14 protein-coding genes are annotated in these 15,851 nt (G+C 34.0%); 7 read left to right on the top strand and 7 right to left on the bottom strand.

The features are described from left to right. Positions 1 to 32: 32 nt before the first annotated feature. Positions 33 to 1,391: a TolC family protein gene (locus K350_RS0114015; protein ID WP_028980456.1), complete on the top strand. Its 1,359-nt coding sequence runs from the start codon at positions 33 to 35 to the stop codon at positions 1,389 to 1,391. Between the two features lie 8 nt (positions 1,392 to 1,399). On the opposite strand, the gene K350_RS32990 is transcribed toward K350_RS0114015, so the two are convergent. Both K350_RS32990 and K350_RS32985 read right to left on the bottom strand, forming a co-directional pair. After that, entirely contained in the window at positions 1,400 to 1,612 is a 213-nt protein-coding gene (locus tag K350_RS32990; RefSeq protein ID WP_211236749.1) for a 3-keto-alpha-glucoside-1,2-lyase-like domain-containing protein, read from the bottom strand. Further along, positions 1,603 to 2,328 (bottom strand): 3-keto-alpha-glucoside-1,2-lyase-like domain-containing protein, encoded by a 726-nt coding sequence (locus K350_RS32985; RefSeq protein ID WP_211236748.1) that lies wholly within the window; start codon positions 2,326 to 2,328, stop codon positions 1,603 to 1,605. Before K350_RS32985 ends, K350_RS32990 begins: the two co-directional genes overlap by 10 nt. Before the next feature lie 246 nt (positions 2,329 to 2,574). Between K350_RS32985 and K350_RS31240 the strand changes: the two genes are divergently transcribed. Further along, entirely contained in the window at positions 2,575 to 4,482 is a 1,908-nt protein-coding gene (locus K350_RS31240) for a PAS domain-containing sensor histidine kinase (RefSeq protein WP_051313141.1), read from the top strand. A 160-nt stretch (positions 4,483 to 4,642) separates the two neighbouring features. On the opposite strand, the gene K350_RS0114000 is transcribed toward K350_RS31240, so the two are convergent. The 4 genes from K350_RS0114000 to K350_RS0113985 all read right to left on the bottom strand — a co-directional run bounded on the left by K350_RS0114000 (position 4,643) and on the right by K350_RS0113985 (position 8,074). Beyond that, the gene (locus K350_RS0114000; protein WP_028980455.1) at positions 4,643 to 4,996 is read right to left on the bottom strand and encodes a hypothetical protein; all 354 of its coding nucleotides are present in this window, start codon (positions 4,994 to 4,996) and stop codon (positions 4,643 to 4,645) included. A 239-nt stretch (positions 4,997 to 5,235) separates the two neighbouring features. After that, positions 5,236 to 6,204 (bottom strand): lytic transglycosylase domain-containing protein, encoded by a 969-nt coding sequence (locus tag K350_RS0113995; protein WP_028980454.1) that lies wholly within the window; start codon positions 6,202 to 6,204, stop codon positions 5,236 to 5,238. A 193-nt stretch (positions 6,205 to 6,397) separates the two neighbouring features. Beyond that, a complete protein-coding gene (locus tag K350_RS0113990) occupies positions 6,398 to 6,880 on the bottom strand; it encodes a DUF4126 family protein (protein WP_028980453.1) in 483 nt (160 codons plus the stop codon). 114 nt (positions 6,881 to 6,994) lie between these two features. Beyond that, on the bottom strand, positions 6,995 to 8,074 hold the full coding sequence (locus tag K350_RS0113985) for a DUF748 domain-containing protein (protein ID WP_028980452.1): 1,080 nt from the start codon (positions 8,072 to 8,074) through the stop codon (positions 6,995 to 6,997). A 218-nt stretch (positions 8,075 to 8,292) separates the two neighbouring features. Here K350_RS0113985 and K350_RS0113980 point away from each other — a divergent pair, with 218 nt between their 5' ends. The 3 genes from K350_RS0113980 (at position 8,293) to K350_RS28765 (ending at position 11,904) form a co-directional block, all read left to right on the top strand. Further along, positions 8,293 to 8,946 carry a hypothetical protein gene (locus K350_RS0113980; protein WP_028980451.1) on the top strand — a complete coding sequence of 218 codons (654 nt, stop codon included), beginning with the start codon at positions 8,293 to 8,295 and terminating at the stop codon, positions 8,944 to 8,946. A 521-nt stretch (positions 8,947 to 9,467) separates the two neighbouring features. Next, entirely contained in the window at positions 9,468 to 9,812 is a 345-nt protein-coding gene (locus K350_RS0113975) for a PadR family transcriptional regulator (RefSeq protein ID WP_028980450.1), read from the top strand. Between the two features lie 49 nt (positions 9,813 to 9,861). After that, entirely contained in the window at positions 9,862 to 11,904 is a 2,043-nt protein-coding gene (locus K350_RS28765) for a PspC domain-containing protein (protein ID WP_051313140.1), read from the top strand. A 315-nt stretch (positions 11,905 to 12,219) separates the two neighbouring features. Here the strand turns inward: K350_RS28765 and K350_RS0113965 are convergent, their stop codons facing one another. After that, positions 12,220 to 13,194 carry a T9SS type A sorting domain-containing protein gene (locus tag K350_RS0113965; protein WP_028980449.1) on the bottom strand — a complete coding sequence of 325 codons (975 nt, stop codon included), beginning with the start codon at positions 13,192 to 13,194 and terminating at the stop codon, positions 12,220 to 12,222. A 453-nt stretch (positions 13,195 to 13,647) separates the two neighbouring features. On the opposite strand from K350_RS0113965, the gene K350_RS0113960 reads away from it, so the two are divergent. Together K350_RS0113960 and ahcY are read left to right on the top strand one after the other, a co-directional pair. After that, positions 13,648 to 14,160 (top strand): hypothetical protein, encoded by a 513-nt coding sequence (locus tag K350_RS0113960; RefSeq protein ID WP_028980448.1) that lies wholly within the window; start codon positions 13,648 to 13,650, stop codon positions 14,158 to 14,160. Between the two features lie 281 nt (positions 14,161 to 14,441). Beyond that, a complete protein-coding gene (gene ahcY, locus K350_RS0113955) occupies positions 14,442 to 15,749 on the top strand; it encodes an adenosylhomocysteinase (RefSeq protein ID WP_028980447.1) in 1,308 nt (435 codons plus the stop codon). Positions 15,750 to 15,851: the final 102 nt, after the last annotated feature.

Raw genomic sequence — 15,851 nt, 5'->3', positions numbered from 1 at the left:
ATTTAGTTTCTGCAAGTTGTTGAGTGAGGTAAATGAACAATAGGTTAAAAATAGTCGTAATATTTTTTTTATTTATTGCTGGAACTAAATCATATGCTCAGAGTAAATTAAATCTTGAGGCATTGATAGCACTGGCAGTAAAGCAAGATTTTTCTGTTCAGCTCATAGAGCAGGAACTCAATAAAGCCCAGATAGAGCAAAAGATAACACGATCGAGTATTTTGCCAACAGTTAGTTTTAATAACTGGAATGGTTATTATGATGGTCGATATTATGACCCATTAAAAAATGATTTTTTCTATAATCCCACAATGGTAGGCAATATGGGGCTTACCTCAACTTGGGGTATTTACAACGGAGGATACAGAAATACCAAACTATCAATAGATCGAATCTCTATCAATATACAATATCTTAATCTTGAAAAGAAGAAAAGAGAGATAAGCAGGGAAGTGATTAATCTCTATAGCGCTATAGTTCAGGCAAATAATCTTATTGATATTTATCAGAAAAAAATAGCGTTATATGCTTCTGAAACAGCAAGAATAAAAGAGCTATACGTACTTGAAAAAGTAACAGCTGTGGATACTTCTGTTGTTGCACTCACTCGAATTGATGCAGAAGACAAACAGCTCCAGCTTAAATACAAGCTTGAATTGGATCTTCACCAGCTTGGATTGCTTACCAATGAAAACTTATTACTTAGCGATATCGAAAGCAATCCTGAATTTACCTTTGAGCAGCTTGATCTCAATGAGTCTCAATACAGTATTTATGATGATACTACCGCGCTTAAAAACTCCTCCATCAGTTACAGAATTAAAAGTTTGGAGATTGAGAAGGCGCGTTATTCTACAGAACTACAGAAATCACAGTTTAAGCCCTCTGTTAAATTTGAGGCTGGACTGAACACAGGTTATTCTTCTAATCTTAGGAATGAAGCTGCGAATATAAATTCTGAAGGCAAATATGTTTTCTTAAAGCAGTTTGAAAGCAACAGATATAATTCTACAAGTTTGAATATTTACATACCTGTATTTGACAGGAGAAATAAGCTCCTGGAGAGACAGAACAGAGTTGGAGAGAACATGGCTAAGATAGAGGAGGCACAAACCGGAAGAAAAATTTTCATAAAGTATTCTTTGGCAAAAAAAGAATTAAGAGTAAAATATAAGAAACTGAAAATTTCTCAGGTACAGGTAACTGAGATTAATAAACTTCTTATAAACTATAAAGAACGCTTTGCACTTGGTAGGTTGCGCGTTAATGATCTTTTAATGGCAAACGAAAAACTTATTGAAGGTGAAATAAATTATAGTAATAATTACTTCGAATTTTATAAAGCCCTCAAAACTTTTGAACTTGATTATACTGGCAACCTCAGTTTCTGATCTGCTTTTTAAAAGTAGTCAGCATATTCGGAAGGAAGTTTAGTTATAGGTTTTATCTTAATATCTTTGAAAAACACCTCAGCAGCTTCGCTTTGAAGCTGTATTCTACCTTTCGTTAGTGGTTTAAGTATACCATCCATATAGGAGGAATTGGATAGCGCCATTACAACTTTACCATTGACGATTTGCAGGCTTTTGTCCCCGAAAGTGATCAGCTCCAATTCATTCCATTTATTATCAGGAAGCTCTTGATTACTTCCAGCCTTGCAATAATTCCCGCAGTGGAGCCTTCTCCAAATGAAGTCAAAATACCTTTTTGAGCAAATGTATATGGTTGGTTATCGGTTTCTTTTATGGCCTTAATATTTATTTTTGAATTGGCTATGCACCAATAATCTCCCATACTTTCTTCAATAATCTGAAACTCCTGAGACAACATCCATGATCTCCAATAGTCAACTCCGCATTCACCTTGAGAGTGATATAGGATGCCGGAATCCTTTGCTTCATTTAATCTTGGGATCCATTTTTTATTACCCCACTTTACCTTAAGTTTGAGATGATAGTTTTCAAATGATTCTTTAGTATAAACACATCCATAAATTTCCCCTGAAATTTTTAGTACTGGTTCGCCATTTTCTTCAACAACAGAAAATACATTGTTTATATTTTTATTATAACCTATCGGCTTTAGTAATTCTCCCGCATCATTTACAGGAGCTTCTCCTTTATAGCCATCTTTGTGTGGAAAGCTTAAATACATATTCCATTTTGATAGATTTTTATCAAGCAATGAGATCCATTGTGGTTCATGGCTAATTGCTCCTATAAATATTATTAGGATTGTGATAGATGAAATAATAATAATAATAATAATAATAATAATAATAATAATAATAATAATAATAATAATAATAATAATAATAAGCTTTTTCATGTTTAAATAAATTCACATAAATATAGTAATCTGATGGATGAGTCATGCAATATGCAGGTATAGATGAGTCTGTTTTGCTTTGATGGATCTTATTTTATATTTAAAAAATCCTAAATTTGAAAAAATAATCCTGTATTTTTTCTTAGTTTTATATGTTCTTAATTATTTGTTTCATTGGAGGTTGGGTACAATATTAATGGAGTGGATTAAAACCTTTTCTTTTAAAAAAAATCCATTTTTTGAAGAATGTTGGAAACTGAAACAGGAATGCTTCGTAAATTACTTCAGCTAACAGGTCACCCTATGGAATTAGAACTTGATAACCTCATTGAAGCCGAATTCTTTAATCTATCCTCAGATCTGATGATTGTGATGAAAAAAGGACGGCTAATGCAGGTGAATACTGCATGGAAACAAATTATGGGTTGGGCACCCGAAGAAGTGAAAGGCAGACAATTAATCGATTTCATACATCCTGATGATGTGGAAATGGCACTGCATGTGGGGAAAGCTATTCACCAAACAGGTATTGATGTTTATGTAGAAAACAAATACCTGACAAAAGACGGATCTTATAAGTGGATTAGCTGGAAGACCTATACAAAATCAGGCCTTGTTCTTGGAATAGGAAAAGAGATAACCCAGGATAAGGAAAAAGATGCTCAATACAGAATAATCAATAACTACAGAAATTCTCTTCTGGAAAATTCCAGATACCTTATCATTTCACTTGAGAAAAATGGTATCATCAGAACTTTTAATAGTGCTGCTGAAAATATCCTTGGGTATAGAGCAACAGATGTCGCTGAAAAAATAACGCCTACTTTATTTTTCAATAAATCAGAACTTGAGGATAGAAGCAGAGAGTTGGAAGTAAAGATTGGTCAGCCCGTTAATTATGGCTTTGATTATTTCCTTAAATCTGCACAGCATAATATTGGTAATGAACAAGAGTGGCTTTGGAGGAGAAAGGACGGTACTCAGGTTCCGTTGCACTTATCTGTTTCACCTGTTCGTGATGAGCATAATGAAATTTCGGGGTTTTTAATTATAGGTAGTGATATCTCACAAAAACGAGCAGCTCAGAAAAGGCTAAAGGATAGTGAAACTATATTCAAGGCTATGAATGATGCCAGTCCTTTGGGTATATTTCTTACAGATGCCAATGGAGAATGTATTTATACAAACCGGGCATTTCAAAGCCTGACTGCTCTGGATATATCAGAAACATATGGATTCTTCTGGAATAAAATTGTTCACGAAGAAGAAAAAAGTGAAATACTTCAGCTATGGGATACCGCTATCGCCAGCAAAAGTAATTTTCAGAAAAAAATAAGATTGGTATCATCTGCCAATTCTATCAAATGGGTTAATGTTAATGCAGCTCTTATCAACGAGCATGAGCCTTCGCTTGGTTACGTAGGCATCATTGTAGACATCACCAAGGAAATTGAAAGTAAAAGAGAGTTGGAGGGAACCTTGCTAACATTAGAGAAAAGCAATAAAGCTCTTGATAACTTTGCCTATGTTGTTTCTCATGATCTCAAAGCTCCATTAAAGAGTATAGCAGCAATGATTAATTTCATAGAAGATGATCTTAAGACCGGAGGTAATAATGCTTCAGAATATATGAAATTATTAATGGGGCGTGTTTGCAAGATGGCAGAAATAATTGAAGGGGTCCTTGATTTCTCTAGAATAGGTCATTCGGCTGTGAGAAAAGAATTTATAAATGTTAAGCAGTTGGTAACAGACCAGGTAGAATTTCTGACAGTAGAAAAGCCCGCTGACATTCGGATAGAAATGGAGGAGTTTGAAATTATTGAATCTAAAATTCTTCTTACTCAGATATTCTCTAATCTTATCAGCAATGCTGTTAAATATAATGATAAGGGAAAATGTAAAATAACCATAAGGGGAAAACTGTCTGAGGGCCATTGTTACTTTGAAGTAGAGGATAACGGACCAGGTATTCCTGAAGAATATCATGAAAGGGTGTTTGGTCTGTTTAATACTTTAAAAGATGAAAGGGTAAAAGACAGCACCGGTATTGGCCTTGCCATTGTGAAGAAGATTATTGAAGAGGAACTGAATGGAAGTATTCGTATCCAAAGTAAAATTGGGCAGGGTACAACATTTATCTTTTCCTGGTAGACCTTAAATCACCAACAGTTTGGAGCAAGAGCAACTAAATACTTAGTCTTGCTGTTGTTCAAACTGTTGCTAATATTTTTTTAAACAATAGATAAAAGCATTAAAAAAAAGAGACTCCCCGAAGGCAGTCTCTTTTTAATTTAATCAACAATTTACATTACTAAAGCAGCGGAACAAAATGCATTGCAGCGATTGCAATACTTAAAAGAAGGTTAAATCCAAATACACCTACTACATATCGCATGGGTAAGATAGATATATTGCTTACAAGCACTGCAAAGGTAGACAGAGTAAACAATAATATACTTATGTCTGAAAATGATGAATGAAAAAACGAAATTAGCAACAATAAAGGAGGTGCTACAATACAACCTTGAATGATTATAAGTGCCCCGGCAATGGGGAATCTGTAATTTTCAAGAGAATCACACCATTTCTCTATTTTTGACCAGGTAGAAACATTTGAATCAGTGGTTAAAATCTGGCCGGTATATGATTTTGTTATAGCTCCCATAATTTTTTTGTTTGTGTTTATGATAACAAATGTATTCTAGCTCTATCAGATTAATAATGACATAGATTATCCCTAAAGATGATTTTTGTCACCATTTGGTTTTAAACACATATTATGAGGGAAATAGAAATCTGTAAAGGTTTAAATTCCGGTCTGTCGGACTTAAAAAATGAATAAGAAAAATGAGTTAATATTAAGTATGGATTCCTAAAATATAGAAATCCATACTATTTTCGTTTTTATTGTCTCCCTGCAACGATCTTCTGTTGCGGAATTCTTATTTCATAACTTTCTTTTTTCTTTATCCTTAGTTTAAAATTATCAGTATTATTAAACCATGGATTTAATTGTCTTAGCTCTTTATAAGTTGTGTTGTTCTTTTTGGCAAAATCAACCAGGTTATCAATATCGTCGTTAACAGTTATTGTAGTGAATTGAAAAGGCTCATATTTCTCAGTATGAGGAACAAAATATCCATATGCCTCCGGATTTTCCAGAATTAGTTTCAATGCAAGTATCCGATATACATATCTTGCAGTTTCTGAATTAAGATGCAGGTCAAAGAAATTGTCTACTTTCTGATCTTCCAATCTGTTTTTTATACCTTTCATTCCAACATTATAGGAGGCAGCAGTGAGCACCCAGTTATTCAGGTTCGAATTTGCCCATTTTAAATATTTACAGGCAGCTTCTGTTGCCAGTTTAGGATCTCTTCTCATGTCAACATCCTGGTTCATTTTGAGATCATAATCCTTAGCTGTCTTTTCCATAATTTGCCACATTCCCATTGCACCAGCATAAGAAGAAGCGTTATTGTTAAACTCACTTTCAATTACAGCCAGGTAAAGAAAGTCAGGATGTACTCCGGATTTTTGAAGAATTTCGGTTACAAATGGTCTCCAACGTTCTACATTTTTGATAATGAGTAGGGTATGGGTTTGACGGAAAGTATTTACCATCAATTCATACTCCAATGCTTCCCTTACATCGGTTCTCTGAACTGGAATTGTTTCACCTGCAAAAGTTACTACTTCCGGAATGGGTACTGAAGTAATGCGCTGAAATGGTGTTTTAGGTCCATCCGCGCCTGTTATTGCTTCATTTACTTTACTTTCATTGTTTTCAGATAGATTTTGTTCTGGCCCGTTCCCTGATTTACAGGCCAGTAAAAACAGTGATAGTAAGGGAATGAGTAATGATTTTTTCATGCTTTTTAAACCGGTTGAATTACTTTATTTCAACAGTAACGAAATTATGGTTGAAACGGTAAATTTATTTAACTAAAATTAAAACGGAATTAATAAATGGCCTGATTATAAATTCGTTTGTGAATTTCTAAAAAAAATAAGATTTAAAAAACTTTTTGAAAACTGAATTATAAAGAAGAATAGGGATGCTGCCCTATGTCTTAATTAGTCCGATTCCTGTACCTATAGCAATCGTATCTTCAATACCTCCAAGTATAGCATCTTCAATTTTATACGCATTTGCAAAATATTTCCGGACATAAAAGCTTGCATAGGTCATTGTCAATGCGGATAAGCCTCCGAGCACTAGTCCGGTTATTCTTTTCTGCTTATAGGCTTGGAAAATAGTAGCTCCTACCAATGCTCCGGAAATAATTCTTGTGATCAATTGGGGGGCAGATGTTCTGTTAGGTGCCACTGGTAGTTTATCTCCTACAATTTCTCCTGTACTTAATATTTTTGTAATAAGATTACTTATAGGTAGTTGAATAAATTTCAGGTTAGATTTAGAAAGAGATTTGAATGAATTGTTATTCAAAAATTGTGATGCAAGAGATGGGGCAAATGTAGCTCTCATTCCTGCAATTGCACCCAGTCCCAAAGCTAGTTTTATAGCTTTTTTTCTATTCCTTTTCATAAGACCTCCTTAGCTGATATATTATCAATTCATTTATTCTATTCTATATTCTATCTAACATGAGCCAAAAAATTATAGTTTTCCTAAGGGACATTTGTCGTTTTGATAAATAATTTAATCTTTCTTTTTCTTAGGTTTCTCGGTATCTTTCATATTGATGGTATTGTCTATATTGGGCAGTAACACTTTAATAAATGCATTGCTGATGAGATTGGTTACAACTGTCCAAACCTGAATTTTAGGATTGTCCAATTGTCCTGAAAATGGAACTTTGGTTGCTATCCGATCTTTAGGATGATTTTTGAATATCTCGCCCAGTCCTTCAATAGCTGCCTCATATAGAAATCGAATAGGTCCTAGCTTTTCTTCTTTCGGCTTCAGTACATTAAGGTTTTCAATGAGGGGCTTTACATATCCTTTAATACCTCCGTCTTTGGCTGCAGCTTCTATGTATAGACCAACAGTACCGTCCTGAACGTCAAACTTACCATAGGCTTTAAAGAAATTGTTCAGTTCAGTTGCAGGAAGTTTTTCCATTTTAGCATCCATGTTAAAATATGGACTTTCTGCGTAAGGATCAAATTGCAAGTTAAATTTGAATGTACCTGTTTTCATCGCTTTGCCTGTAGATACTATATCAGCCACCATTGTCTTTGATAACTTTTCGCTATTGGTAAGATTATTGGCAACTGCATGTACAGACTGCAAGTATAAATTGATATCAGGACTTTCGGAATAATCTCTGTAATGGATTTCACCATTTAACACTTCAAGACGGTTAATTTTTAATGGAAATAATTTCTTTACAGGCTCCCTCCAGTCATTATTTCCTCCATCCTGACTGGCTCCTTTGCCTCCGTTTACAAAGTTAAGAGCACAATTATTTATAATTACTTCTCCGACGAATGCTCCTTTAAATATGGCTTTCCATTGTACTGAAAGATCGGTTTTTTCAGCAAGGAAAAACGGTACGTATGATTTGCCTTCTGTCTTTTCTATGTTGAGATGGTGAATCGTATAAGCACCTCTTATAAGATGTATGTCAATATCATTTACGTGCCCTTTATATCCGTTAAGTTCAGAAAGCATATTATTCACATATCTTAAAACAATGTAGGGAAGTGATAATCTAAGTGCTATCAATAAGCCAAGCATTATTACACCGATCTTCAAATACAATTTCTTTTTCTTCATTGATTTGCTTTATGAATGTTAAAAAAGAACATAAGGAGTTTAATGATTGTTTATCGAGGTTAGGGAAAAATTACTTTTAGTAAGAAATTACCAGATTTAAATGGTTTGACTGTTAGATGTTTAATCTGGGATGAAGTGATGATTAAAAAAGTAGCTGATATGAATGAAGTTGAAAGGAATGCTTGCTATATTCGTATTAAGCCAGAATCATAATTGATATGAAATCTAATATTTTTTTACCTCTCTTAGTAATATTTATATCTTTCCAATATTCCTTTGCCCAGAAGGATATAGAAGATCTGAAAAATAAAGTAATGAGCCTTGATTTATCTCAATCATGGAGGATTAATAGTAGTTCTGATAAAATCATACTTGAGTTTACAGACACAATGGAATTATGTGGAAGATATGATCTTAGTCCTTTGAGGCTATCAGATACTTCGGCTACCAATACATATAAAGTTGAACTTTCCTTTGAAAATACCTGGACAAAAAAGCGCATTAAATTAACTCAAAAAAGAAATGAGGAATTGATAGCATATATAAAAGCCAGAATTATTCGGTATGGAGATAGCCTTAATTGGAAGATGCCTAAAACTGACAAACAGTCTATTCTGGATAATCCTATGAGTTATTTGTATGTAGTAAAAAACTGGAGTGAATCGGATAAACAAATGATTGCTCAGATTAAGCCACTACCAACAGACCTTATTAATAGAGTAGGGGTATTTATCAATGTTAACACTTTATGTGTAATGCCCGAACGAAAAAATACATTAATAGGAGAATTGCATTCCGCATTACTTAAACTTGGAATTCATGTGCCTGCTAATCAAACTCAACTCCGAGATAAGAATGAAAGTTCATTTTGAATAGTTTAATTTAAATCTCTAATTCATGTTGTCACTGCATTCTCATCATCTTTGAATGTTGACCTTCTTTCTCTTTTATAAAGCTATAATATAAAACATAAAAGCCAGTAAGAACGAGAGGAATACTTAATATTTGACCCATATTAAGACTTATGCTATCTTCAAACGTTTCCTGATTCTCTTTTACAAATTCAACTAGGAACCTCTACCAAATAAGGCAATCAGAAAAATTCCGAAAATCATTCCGTTATACATTGCATTTCGATTGTTCTTTCAGATAAAAAACAATATAAATTTTTCTTTTGCAACATTTTTTAGAAAGAGGTATTTGGGGACAAGACAGTCCTGACACAATTATACCAGTTATATTTTAATTAAATGTATTGATCTTTAGTGTGTTATTGTTTTTATGTTACCTTTTATAAAACATTACCTTAAAAAATAAGGTACTATGTATTGTATAGTACTTAATAAGTTTTACCTTTGAGTTTATATAGTTGTCATAAAACCAAACGGATATTATGAATATTGAGAATACGCAGAGTCAGATGCGGAAAGGGATTTTAGAATTCTGCATTCTTTCAATAATTCGAAGAGGGGAAGCATATCCCAGTGATATTGTAGAAGAAATGAAGGCAGCAAATTTGCAAATTCTGGAAGGCACGCTTTATCCTTTACTTACCAGATTGAAAAATGCAGATATGCTTACCTACAGATGGGTAGAAAGCACCTCAGGGCCACCGCGCAAATACTTTTCTCTCACTGAAAAGGGAGAAAGCTTTTATAAAGAGTTGGAGCAAACCTGGAATGAATTGTCAAACGGCGTCAATGCCTTGACTAATAAACCAAACACATCATTAAACTAATAACAATGTCCTGGAATAATCGGGCATTTTCAACCAAAAGAAGTCAGATATGAAAAAGATCATCAACATAAATCTCAGTGGAAGGGTGATAATGATTGAAGATACGGCTTATGAAAAACTTAAAGCTTACATTGATAGTCTTCGTCAATATTTCGCCAAGGAAGAAGGGGCGGATGAAATAATAAACGATATAGAGAGTAGAATAGCAGAGTTGATGAATGACAAGATTCGTAAAGGAGCTGCTGCTATTACCGATGCACATATAGAGGAAATAGCCTTGCATATGGGCAGACCTCAAGATTTTGCAGCAGAGGAAGCGAATGAGTATGAAGCAGGATCAGCAAAGCAAAACACAGAATATTCTTATACTAATACTAAAGCATCTGATTCTGCAGGAAGAAAAAAGGGACGTTTGTATCGGGATGCAAATGATAAATTTCTTGGAGGAGTGTGCAGTGGAATCGCTGAATACTTTGGTATGGATCCAGCCATCGTAAGAATATTATTTGTAATTGTTACCATCAGCGGATTTGGTTTTGGAGTATTTATATATATTCTCCTATGGATAATATTACCTTCTAAAAGTCTTGAAAATCCAATAACAAAGAGGTTGTACCGAAATCCTGATGATAAAATGATTGCAGGTGTTGCAGGAGGACTTGCTGCTTATTTCGGACAGGAAACAAAAATATTCAGACTTATCTTTGCAGCGCCGCTTATTATCGGAATATTTATAACCCTTATAAGAGGAATTTTCTGGAGTTTAAGTTTCCCGTTTTTTCCTGGTTTCTTTTTCGGTTCTGCCGGCAGCACTTTTATATTGGCTTATTGCATCTTATGGATTGTTTTACCTGAGGCAAAAACAGATTACGAGAAAATGGAAATGCGTGGGGAAAAGATAGATGTCAACAAGATTGCACAAAATATGAAGGAAAGGGTACGTGAATGGGGAGAAGAGGTGAAAGGCTCTGCGCAAGACTTACGTGATAAAGCAAAGAAATATGCAGATACAAGAGGACAATCATTTACCTCTGAAGTGAATCAAACCATGAGGCAGAACCGTTCAGGTTTTTTTCATGCGATTGGTACACTTGTAAAGGTATTCCTTTTGTTTATTGTCAGCATGATTGTATTATGTCTGATTGTATCCCTTGCAGGAGTAGCTATCGGTGGTTTCGCCTGGTGGCCTGTCAATAACTTCTTATGGACAGATGACTGGCAGAAATTTTTTGCTTTAGGTGCTTTAAATTTTTTAGTGCTAATACCTCTTATTGGTTTAATAACATGGCTTATAAGACGTATTATGGGTATACGTTCCCGTCATTCTTATTTAGGGTGGATATTCGGAATACAGTGGATTGCAGGATGGGTTTCCTTGGTTTTATTTGGAATCAGCATGGCAAGAGAGTTTCGCGAATATGAAGGTACAACAGAGACCTCTGTTGCTAATGTAAAACCAGATATTAATAAATTAACGCTGACTGTATCAGATCCAAAATTATATTATGGAGGCAATTTCAGCTGGGTGATGGATGAGGATGAAAATGATTATGATCACGACCAGGACTATGAAGGGCAAGGTTTTGATCTTTCTTCTGATACTTTAAAATTATCCTGGGTAAATTTTAATATTGATAAAAGTTTAGATTCCTTGTACCATGTTTCTGTAAGAACCTACAGCTTTGGTTCTACTAAAGATGCTGCGATAGATAGAGCTGAAAAACTACAATACAAAGTGGAAATAAAAGACAGTATGTTGGACCTTGCAAATGGGTTTTCAATTTCTAAAAATGACAAATGGCGAGGGCAAACAGTTGTAGTAAATATTCTTGTACCAGTAGGAAAAAAGATCCGTCTTGATGAATCTGTCAAGGGTAAGTTAACACCGGCTGTCGTAATGAATGATAAAAGTAAAGGAGGTAGAAAATTTAGTTTTAAAGGTAGGAAAGGTGTCTGCTGGAAAGCTGATGTTGATTATACAATGCAGGAGAATGGGAAGTTAATAGATAAAGAAAGCAACAAGGAAATCGATGCAGACTGTCATAAAGGAAGGCATTGGAGAAAGAGAAATAGAAAAACGGTTGAAATGTAGATTGATTATACAAGTCAACATTTTAAGTTATAAAGGCTTATGTTCATAGGAAAAACCTCTGAGTGTAAGCCTTTTGTTGTAGTATATGCTAGAGCGTGAAACGAAAACTGTGTAAGTATTATGTCTAAAGAAATCATACGTCTTAGGGGCCATTAAAAAAGCTAATGCCTTTTTAGAAATTAACTCTCAATTGGATTTTTGTTTATTAGATACAAGCTCTTAATGATTAAAGATCAACCATAGGAAGAATATAGTTTCCTACATTTAATCTTGTGCAATAAAAATGAAAACCTGATCATATGTAAGAAAAACGGATCAGGGAATAATAAATACAGTATTTCCCATAGAAGTACTAAGATTGTAGATACCCTTCCTTAGAGTTCCTACAAATACGTTGTTTGTATTATTTTCGGTTTTTACTAATTGTCCTAACATATCATAGACATAGATTTCTTCTATCACCTCATTAAAATAGATAGTGCCATTGGTAACGGGATTTGGGAAAACCGATAGTGAAGAATTATTTGTTGTTTCAAAAGGAATTTCAGTAGTAATGTTGGATAGACATGAAGTATTACCTATGGTTATGTGGTGAATTTCTATCATACCTGTTACAGCTTTTGGTGGATTGTTTATTCCATCAATAACAGTGATATTAAATCCCGTTACTTTGGTATAATCAAAATCAGTAAGAATAGTTGCCACACCATTATTCCAGCGCACATCAGAGCAATTGGTAAATGTACCAAGATTTTCCGAACCAGAGCTGTTTATTGAATTTTCTCCCAATATACCTGTTTGTCCGGATTCAATTTTAATCTCAATGCCAGATTTCCAAGCATCTGCTGATTTAGGAATCCCATTTAATGATAGTTGTCTGCCAGCAATATCAACAGCTGCAAGCCTTACAATAATGGTAGTGGAAGTATTGTTTTTTATTGTAAGTTCATATGAAAAATCTTTAGTAAAGTCTAATGTGTATTTGGTTTTTATTCCATTTATTGTTTTGTCTCCAAATGACACTCCCATTGGCTCATATCGTTTGGCTAAAATGTTAAGCTTAACATCTAATGTCTTATTGTTGGGATTTCTTGCAATGGTATAAAATGGACCTTTATCATACTCCCACCAATTAAGCCCTCCAAGGCCTTCTGGATTGGAATAGTTTTTAGTATTTGAGAAATCTTCAGTAAAGCCTCCTGGACACATGCCTGTTCCTGTTGATGAAGATTGTGCCTGGATTTGAGTAATAGCAGCAATAGCAGCAAAAGTTAAGAGTTTTTTTTTCATTTCTTGGAATGTTATTATAGTAAATTATTGAAGAATAGAACTTCAGATACAAATAGTAACTTAATGATTTCTGATTATAAATTTAAGGAAGGATGGATTAGGGGCGAATGATAATGATGCTTTGTTATATAATTATATATCAAAAATGCTGATTCAGAAAGTATAGAAACTGTTGTTTCGTTTGTTGAGTATTTTTCTTTCATGTATTTGGTTTTTAGATGTAAACCGTATACAAATGAATAATTCAAACGTGAACAACACATTTGGAATATGAGTACAATGATTTATTGCTGCTGATGAGACTTAACATTAATTTTATAGAGACCTATTTAGCAATAAGAAAGTAGAAGTTTTTTTGTACATTGGGGATCATGAAAGAATATTTTATTTTTTTGATTTAATCAATTATGCTTACTTCATATAAGAGTTCTTGGCAGAAATAGTACGACAATAATGGAGTTTTACAATCGAAACAAACCACTAATAAATTCTTTAACAACCGGAATCATTTATTTTATTTTTTCCTGGTCTGTTGACTTTAACGAAGGATTAAAAATGCTATTTATTTCTGTTATGATGTTCTTGCCAGGTCTGACATTTCCTTTAGTAACAACTTACTATAAGTTGAATGGCGATAATAAGATTTTAGTTCATCTTATTTTATCAGTTTTGATTTATCATTGCAGTGTATGGCTATTTAGTGGGGAGGGAGGAATTAAGTACATCACTATAGTTGCAGGTATATTTGGTTCATCACTGTACTTAATAATTACTAAGGTAATCCTAAAAAGAGATATCTCCGTTATGCAAATTATTGTAACAGCATTATTGAGTGGATTAGCATTTTTACCATATGCGCTGATTGGAAGAGAAGGATTATTAATAGGATTAGCTATTTTTCAATGGAATATATTCAATGGAATAATTTTGAACCATGAATATAAAAAGTCAATAGGTAGACATTAAAGCAAAACATAATAAAGAACCATCACACTAAAATCAAGAATCTCATTTTCTGAAATTATCACTAGAAAAATATTCTATAAAATTGAAATTTGACATGCTGATTTAGATAAATTTTCTTTATTTTATATTTATATAGACGTTTATTCTAAGTTTGCTGGATTGTTAGGTAATAAATTCTAAAGGACCTAGCTTTGTATTTAATTATTGCAAGTAAAGAATTTAGTAATCAGATGGAAAAATTTCATCTGTTTGAAATGAAATCTTTAAAAACAACTAATATTATGATTGCAACATTCGAAAAATACAAAGTAAAAGATATCGGTCAGGCCGATTGGGGCAGAAAAGAAATTAGCTTAGCTGAAGCTGAGATGCCAGGTCTGATGTCAATTCGCAAAGAATTCGGCCCTTCTAAACCATTAAAAGGAGCTCGTATTGCAGGTTGTCTGCACATGACTATCCAGACAGCTGTATTAATTGAAACATTGATTGAATTAGGAGCTGAAGTAACCTGGTCGTCATGTAATATCTTCTCTACGCAGGACCACGCTGCTGCTGCTATTGCTGCTGCCGGTGTTTCTGTTTATGCCTGGAAAGGTATGAATGAAGAAGAATTTGACTGGTGTATTGAGCAGACATTGTTCTTCGGGGAGGACAGAAAGCCATTGAACATGATCCTTGATGATGGTGGAGATTTGACGAATATGGTACTTGATAGATATCCTGAATTAGTACCAAATATCAAAGGTATATCAGAAGAAACAACTACCGGAGTATTACGCTTACATGAGCGTGTGAAAAAAGGTAAATTACCTTTGCCTGCAATTAATATCAATGATTCAGTTACTAAATCTAAGTTTGACAACAAATATGGATGTAAAGAATCATTGGTAGATTCTATCCGTCGTGCTACAGATGTGATGATGGCTGGTAAAGTTGCTGTAGTTGCTGGTTATGGTGATGTAGGAAAAGGCTCTGCAGCTTCATTGCGTGGAGCAGGTGCTCGTGTAATTGTTACAGAGATAGATCCGATCTGTGCATTGCAGGCAGCTATGGATGGTTATGAAGTTAAGAAAATGGATGATGCTGTGAAACGTGCTGATATTATCGTTACAGCTACAGGTAACTTTAATATTATCGTTGGCCGTCATTTTGAATCTATGAAAGATAAGGCTATCGTTTGCAATATCGGTCACTTCGATAACGAAATTGATATGGCTTGGCTAAACGCAAATCATGGTAAGTCTAAAATCGAGATCAAACCTCAGGTTGACAAGTATACAATCAAAGGCAAAGATATTCTAATTCTTGCTGAAGGCCGTTTGGTAAACCTTGGATGCGCTACTGGTCACCCGTCTTTCGTAATGTCCAACTCTTTCACTAACCAGACATTAGCACAGTTGGAACTTTGGACAAATGGTTCTAACTATGAAAACAAAGTTTACACACTTCCTAAACATCTGGATGAGAAAGTAGCTCGTTTGCACCTTTCTAAAATTGGTGTTGAATTAGATACTTTGTCAACAGACCAAGCTAACTATATCGGTGTTAAAGTAGAAGGGCCTTACAAGTCCGACGAATACAGATACTAAAATATTATTATAAACAAAAAAGGCTCGTATCAATAGCAAATTGATACGAGCCTAAACATTTTATGAAAAACGATCTACATTTATACAGATCGTTTTTTTTTT

This window comes from Sporocytophaga myxococcoides DSM 11118 (assembly GCF_000426725.1).
In the GTDB taxonomy this organism is placed as follows: domain Bacteria; phylum Bacteroidota; class Bacteroidia; order Cytophagales; family Cytophagaceae; genus Sporocytophaga; species Sporocytophaga myxococcoides.
This window is presented reverse-complemented; position numbering and strand designations above follow the sequence as displayed.

Bases quoted from the DNA above. Each gene is read 5' to 3' on its own strand.
- K350_RS0114015 (WP_028980456.1), top strand. From the start codon at position 33: ATGAACAATAGGTTAAAAATAGTCGTAATATTTTTTTTATTTATTGCT.
- K350_RS32985 (WP_211236748.1), bottom strand. From the start codon at position 2,328: ATGAAAAAGCTTATTATTATTATTATTATTATTATTATTATTATTATT.
- K350_RS31240 (WP_051313141.1), top strand. From the start codon at position 2,575: ATGTTGGAAACTGAAACAGGAATGCTTCGTAAATTACTTCAGCTAACA.
- K350_RS0114000 (WP_028980455.1), bottom strand. From the start codon at position 4,996: ATGGGAGCTATAACAAAATCATATACCGGCCAGATTTTAACCACTGAT.
- K350_RS0113995 (WP_028980454.1), bottom strand. From the start codon at position 6,204: ATGAAAAAATCATTACTCATTCCCTTACTATCACTGTTTTTACTGGCC.
- K350_RS0113990 (WP_028980453.1), bottom strand. From the start codon at position 6,880: ATGAAAAGGAATAGAAAAAAAGCTATAAAACTAGCTTTGGGACTGGGT.
- K350_RS0113985 (WP_028980452.1), bottom strand. From the start codon at position 8,074: ATGAAGAAAAAGAAATTGTATTTGAAGATCGGTGTAATAATGCTTGGC.
- K350_RS0113980 (WP_028980451.1), top strand. From the start codon at position 8,293: ATGAAATCTAATATTTTTTTACCTCTCTTAGTAATATTTATATCTTTC.
- K350_RS0113975 (WP_028980450.1), top strand. From the start codon at position 9,468: ATGAATATTGAGAATACGCAGAGTCAGATGCGGAAAGGGATTTTAGAA.
- K350_RS28765 (WP_051313140.1), top strand. From the start codon at position 9,862: ATGAAAAAGATCATCAACATAAATCTCAGTGGAAGGGTGATAATGATT.
- K350_RS0113965 (WP_028980449.1), bottom strand. From the start codon at position 13,194: ATGAAAAAAAAACTCTTAACTTTTGCTGCTATTGCTGCTATTACTCAA.
- K350_RS0113960 (WP_028980448.1), top strand. From the start codon at position 13,648: ATGGAGTTTTACAATCGAAACAAACCACTAATAAATTCTTTAACAACC.
- ahcY (WP_028980447.1), top strand. From the start codon at position 14,442: ATGATTGCAACATTCGAAAAATACAAAGTAAAAGATATCGGTCAGGCC.